A 6396-nucleotide genomic window follows, 5' to 3' on the forward strand; every position below is an offset into this window, starting at 1 on the left:
GTAATTACTGCCCTGCTCATCAACAGTAAACGGCTTGGTACGGAGCACTGTTGCTTGAATAATGGATTGATATTGATAAGTTCCATCTGATTTCTTAACTAGAGTAGATACAGGATGTAAAGCAACGAGCTGTATTTTTAACTCTTTGACTGCCTGTTGATTTAATTGCGGATTAATAGCAATGAAATTCACACTACGTTGGCTATTCTGCTTGATGTATGCTAAATCGCCATCTGGTTTATAACCAATAAAATAAGGAAGTGGACTGACTAATGCCGTAGATTGTGTCGTAACACTACGACCACCTTCAGCTTCAAAGCCTTCCGCAAAAAAAGTCAGTTGATAGGTCGCCTTATCAAAAACGCTCCAAATTCAAATCAAATTGGGCTTGACCTTTATCGTCTGTGGTCGTTGTAGCCAAGTTATCAGTAAATACTTTCGGTGGCCTTTTGGGATCAAGAAGGGGATCAGCAAAAACGTAGTCAGGGTATTTATCAAATTGGATGCGCTGAGGAGTTAACAAAATTTTTGCAGCTATTTTTCTATCAACTGCGGGCGCACCATACAAACTCCATAAACTTACTTTTGCAATAAGTCCTGTGGGAGAAACCCACCCTTGTGCGTCTTCTGGCGATAGATGTGAATTGATACGCATACGATCCGGTAAAAAATTCAGCAACACGAACCGTTGTTGAACCAAGCAAACTATCAGGATGATCATCTTTAACGATATAAAGATTGATCAGGTATTGTCCTGTTGGTGAGGTCGCATTCGTCTGAAAATCCAAACTTAAATACCCACTTGCATCCAGTGTTAATTTTTGATCTTGGATTGTAGTGCCGCGCGGATCAATGACTGTTGCCTGAAGTGGTAAACCAGCAGGCTGCGGCTGAGCATAAATTTGCTTTACAATCATCCCTAAATGCACTCTATCACCAGGACGGTAGATACCGCGATCTGAAAATAAATAAGCACTTAAACTATGTAATTCTTGATTATTGTTATAGATACCGCCAATATCATAGCGTGAATAATTTAATTGGCGATTGTAGTTGGAATAAGGAATAAAGGAAACGTCGCTACCAAAACTGGCAAGATACACAGTAGGCTCACGGTCTTCAATAAAATCCTTCAAGGCTGGAAAATTGGCGCGGCCTTGTACATCTGTTGTACGCGTCAAAATAGGAAGACCATTTTTACCCAAAATAGTAACATTGGCATTGGCAACGGGCACGCCTTGAGTAATTGATTGTACGAATACATCATGGCTACCATCATTGTTATCTTTGACTACCAAGCCCAAATCCGTGATTAAAACCAGTCGACTCGTTTTAACATCCAAAGACTGTTGTTGTGCAACATCCCAGCCTGTAGCTTGCAAAAGAAATAAGCCCTGTGGCCCGCCAGTATTCATGCTCGTAGAAAGATATTTGGTTAAATCCAAAGCTGTATATTGCTGCTTTGTTAAATCAGTCGCATCAAACTGCCTGATCTCAGAGAAAATTTCACTGATATTTTGTTGATTAAAGCTTTGATTAATAAAGTAAGGGTTATTGAAATCGCCTTGTGTTTGTGTCACCAACTGATTGATATTATCTGGCAGCACCCGCGCAATAGAAAATTTAACTGCGGGCAAACCTCGAATAGTGACAGACAATTTTTTCTCGCCACCTAAAGCAAGTAAAGCACCTTTATGAAGAAAACTAATTTCCTTCGGGTATTCAGGTACTTTAATAACTGCGGCATAATCATTCGTTAAAACAAAATCACCAAAAGCACGAACACCTTTATCCAACTTAAGATAAATATAGCGTGGAGTTTGAGCATTAAATTTGTAACTATGCAAGGTCGCATAATTCCTGTCTGCTGGAATAGCCTGCATAGGCAATGCTGTTGAAAGTGCCAAAATAGTGGCCGTTACTTCGCCTGGATTTTGCCATTCATAATTTTTCTTTTCCTCTTCTGCCGCCGTAGCTGGATAATTTTCTGGTAATAAATAAACATGTAAAGATTTATTAATTTCAGCGTCCGTAACCCCTAAAGTTGTCTCCACAGTTAACACTTGTTCCGGTCTATCCTGTTCATTACGAATGATAGAAGCGGAAGCTGTACTGACTTTGAAATAATTACCACTATCAGGAATTAAAAGATTTTTGGACAACTGTCTCATTTGTTTCAGCAGAATCGGTTGCGGATTTAACTCCTTTATCAATAGTTAATAATAGATAACGCGATACCTCCGGTAATGATAAGTTTTCAGAATGCAAATAAGCAGTGCGCTTAAACTTGTCATAATTCACTGTAAATTTATATTTTTGGGCCCCCAAATCCAATTGATCTTTTTTCATAGCTTCAAGCATCAGAGATGTTTTACGCTCAAAACTAGTGGGATCCACTGGAAAATTAAAATGAATAGTGGCAATTACTTGCCGAGTTTTAGCGTCAACAGGATCCTGATAAAACTTAAGCTCAGTAATCTTGGCCTGGAAAGGCTCGGTAGAAAAAGAATAGTCGAAACGCTCCATTTTCGCTGTCGCTGCAAAAGCATGTTTGACAAAATGAATATCGTAGGTTTGCCCGGCCGGCCAATCCTGATCAGGTGTAAATACTAAACGACTATCACTCTCCCATCGCCATTTTCCAGGCATAGCGGGTGATAATTCAATGCCCTCTGGAACTTCTTTACCAATCAATTGAAGCGGTGCCACCGATTGTGTGACAAAATTATCCTGTACCTCCTTGAAACCAAAATCAATGGTTAAGTTATCTGGAACCAGCGTTTCTTCCTCAGTCAAAGGTGTAATTTTAGGTGCTGTAATTGCAGCAGTAACTAACTGAGGTTGTGGCTGATTTTTGTACCAATAATAACCATAGCCTAAACCAATAAGTACTATCAACGCAGCGCTCGCAATCCCCCAAAATTGTTTTGGGTTTGAGGCAGCTTTACGCTGTAGGAAAGTCAGCCAAGGAGGACTATTCCAGTTGAACTTACCTAGTATAAGAGCAAAAAAGAACCGATCGCGGCACCTAACTTAGTAAACGGTTTTTTGTTCATATATAATCCAACTTGACAGGAAGGTATATTATGCCATAGGGTAGCTAACTATATTAGATAGTTATCCGATTTTTAATGCAATTTCACCGCAATTTGATGTAATTAACATGCAAAACGACACCTATTACCCTCTTCATGCTGTATAGTAACGCTCACTATGAAGAAGTTTTTAAAGTTTCTAGCATAATACTAGTTTTGTTTTTGTCAGTGGATGGGGAATACTATTTTTTCACCTAAACCCGCTTTATTAACTGGTGTAAGTTTTTCCACCGCAGTATATGATGAGCAACAACATTTACTACGCCTGACTCTCAGTCTTGACGATAAATACCGCTTGTTTACCCCTTTAAACAAAATCTCCAAGCAGCTAGTCGAAGCCACATTATTACAAGAAGATCAATATTACCGCTGGCATTGTGGGATTAATCCTTTTGCAATGCTCAAAGCAGGTTGGCAAACCTATATCATCAAATCACGCCGAATTGGCGCCTCAACCATCACCATGCAAGTCGCACGTCTTCGATTTGGCATTAATTCAAAAAATTCTCTGGAAAAATTTGGCAAATTATCCGCGCGCTACAGCTAGAAATGCATTACAGCAAAGATGAAATTTTGGAAGCCTATTTGAATCTTGCTCCATATGGCGGTAACGTCGAAGGGGTTGGGGCTGCAAGCTTAATTTATTTCGCTAAACCAGTTAATACTATTAGTTTACCCGAAGCATTAACCTTAAGTATTATTCCGCAAAACCCAACGCAACGAACCGCTCAAAATAAAAATTTTAAGCAAATTCGCGATAAACTCTTTAGCCGTTGGCTGATCAAACATCCAGAGGATGAGAATAAAAAATCGACTATTGATTTGCCATTAGCAATACAAAATGTCCACTCTTTGCCATTTGCTGCGCCTCATTTAGTCAATACTATCTTGAATAATTTTTCTCCTAAACAACAAGAGATAACAACCACTCTAGATATACGCATACAAGCTATTTTGGAGCGCATTACCCGTCATTATTTAGCGCGAAAAAAAGGAGTCGGTGCCTATAATGCAGCTATTTTATTAGTTGATAGCCGTGATATGAGCATCAAAGGATTGGTAGGCTCTGCCAATTTTTTTAATAAAGCGATTAGTGGACAAATTAATGGTACAGAAACCAAGCGGTCGCCAGGCTCTACTTTAAAACCTTTCATTTATGGTTTAGCACTTGATCAAGGTTTAATTCACCCTAACACAGTGTTAAAAGATGTGCCTCATAGTTTTAGCGGTTATAACCCAGAGAATTTTGATTATGATTTTATGGGTCCGATCAAAGCAAAAGACGCTTTAATTCTTAGCCGTAATATACCAGCCATTTATCTTGCTAGTCAGTTGAGTCATCCTACTCTCCATGAACTACTAGAAAAAGCGCGTGTAACTAATTTGAAGTCAGAATCCTACTATGGCCTGGCGTTAAGTCTCGGTGGTGTTGAATTAACCATGCGTGAACTCACAAGCTTGTATGCCATGTTAGTGAATGATGGACTTTGGCACCCTTTGCGGATGCGGGAAGATGAACCCATGCTTCCTGGTAAACGTCTGCTAAGTCCAGAAGCAAGTTTCTTAGTATTAGACATGTTAAAAGACACTCCAAGACCTGAGGCTGTTTATGCATCAACCAACCATAAAACAGCTGTTGCATGGAAAACAGGGACCTCTTCAGGCTATCGAGATGCCTGGTCAGTGGGGATCTTTGGCCCCTATGTTTTAACAGTATGGATTGGCAATTTTGATAATAAAAGCAATCCTGCTTTCGTTGGAAAAAATATAGCAGCACCTTTATTTTTTGAGCTGATTGATGCAATTAAGCATGAAAGAGGCCCGATACCAATTGTAGAAAAACGTCCTGAAAGTATGCATCTAACTCAAGTTGAAGTTTGTAAAGCTTCTGGAATGTTGCCTACCCGTTATTGCTATGATACAGAAATGACTTGGTTTATCCCGGGAAAATCTCCCATTAAATCAGACACGATTTACCGTGAGATTGCTATCGATAAAAATACTGGTTTGCGTACCTGTCATTTCGATGAAAATACGCGCTTTGAAATCTATGAGTTCTGGCCTTCAGATTTACTTAGAATTTTCAAACAAGCCGGTATTCAGCGACGTACACCACCTTTTTTGATCCCAGTTGCTCACCGCAAGGGCATCCAGGTTTAAGCCCGCAGATTACCTCACCTCAAACAGGGTTAAGTTATATCCTTCGTGCTAACGCGTCCGAAAAAACACAAATCCCACTTACCGCAGTAACTGATGCCGGTGTAGAAACACTGTATTGGTTTATTAATGAAACCTATTTGGCAAAGACCCCTGCCGATCAACCTTTCTTATGGCAAGCCAAAGCAGGGAAATTTGTTGTCCGTGTAGTTGATGATCATGGCTTGTCAGATGCGCGCGATATTGAAATTCAAGTAAGTAATTAATGCGAGCTCACTATAAAGATAGGATCCTGTTTGTATATCGCCCACCGTATATTATCTCGCAAAATGCGTAAAATCATCTCCAAATAGATTTTGTTGTACATAAGAAACCGTATCACTTACAGGATAAAACTGCACGCCTAATCCCAACAACCTAATAGCTTGATTCTGGTTAACATAAATTTTTTGGAACAAGTCTTTATAGCATTTTAAAGCAAGTTGCTCACTTTTACTTCGGCTGTAGCCTGCTTAAAATCACTAAATTTATTTTAATAAATTGCGTTTTAATTGAACGATTAGGGGCAGATGTTTGAATTCTTCTTATAAGACCGGAATGCAATTGATGAATTATCTCCATGCAATGTTCATAGTCACTGGTATCTTGTTCAAGCGTTGTTTCTACACTTAATGATTTTCTTATTCTATTGGGCTCAACGGGTCGATTATCAATACCCCGGGATTGATTATACAAGTGGACTCCAAATTTACCGAACTGTTGAGTCAAGAATGGCAAAGATAGACTTTGCGCATCAGCACAAGTAATGATACCTAGCCCGTTAAGCTTTTGCGCTGTGATCTTGCCGACCCCAAACAATTTGTCAATTGGTAAAGACTTAATAAATGCATCAATCTGTTCTGGGGCAATAACAAATAAACCATTTGGCTTATGCCAGGCACTGGCTATTTTTGCCAGAAATTTATTAGGTGCTACGCCTGCCGAAGCAGTAATTTTTCCAATTGCAAGATTTTACTTCGAATTGCCTGCGCTATCCAGGTTGCGCTGCCTTGATAATCCACAGAATCAGTCACATCAAGATAAGCTTCATCAAGTGATAAGGGCTCGACTAAATCAGTAAATTCGCGAAAAATACGATTTATTT

2 protein-coding genes and 2 pseudogenes are annotated in these 6396 nt (G+C 39.4%); 1 reads left to right on the forward strand and 3 read right to left on the reverse strand.

Features of this window, described 5'->3' with window-relative positions:
- Positions 1-3056 (reverse strand): annotated as a pseudogene (locus BN58_RS37065) (MG2 domain-containing protein); the annotation flags it as partial.
- A gap of 135 nt (positions 3057-3191) precedes the next feature.
- Here BN58_RS37065 and pbpC point away from each other — a divergent pair.
- A pseudogene (gene pbpC / locus BN58_RS25130) lies at positions 3192-5518 on the forward strand (penicillin-binding protein 1C).
- 226 nt (positions 5519-5744) lie between these two features.
- Here pbpC and BN58_RS31810 read toward each other — a convergent pair.
- Together BN58_RS31810 and BN58_RS37845 are read right to left on the reverse strand one after the other, a co-directional pair.
- Complete coding sequence (locus tag BN58_RS31810) at positions 5745-6110, reverse strand: DNA polymerase thumb domain-containing protein (protein WP_026069458.1); 366 nt, start codon at positions 6108-6110, stop codon at positions 5745-5747.
- 113 nt (positions 6111-6223) lie between these two features.
- Entirely contained in the window at positions 6224-6394 is a 171-nt protein-coding gene (locus tag BN58_RS37845) for a Y-family DNA polymerase (RefSeq protein WP_408605490.1), read from the reverse strand.
- Between the last annotated feature and the right edge of the window lie 2 nt (positions 6395-6396).

Source organism: Legionella tunisiensis (assembly GCF_000308315.1).
Classification (GTDB): domain Bacteria; phylum Pseudomonadota; class Gammaproteobacteria; order Legionellales; family Legionellaceae; genus Tatlockia; species Tatlockia tunisiensis.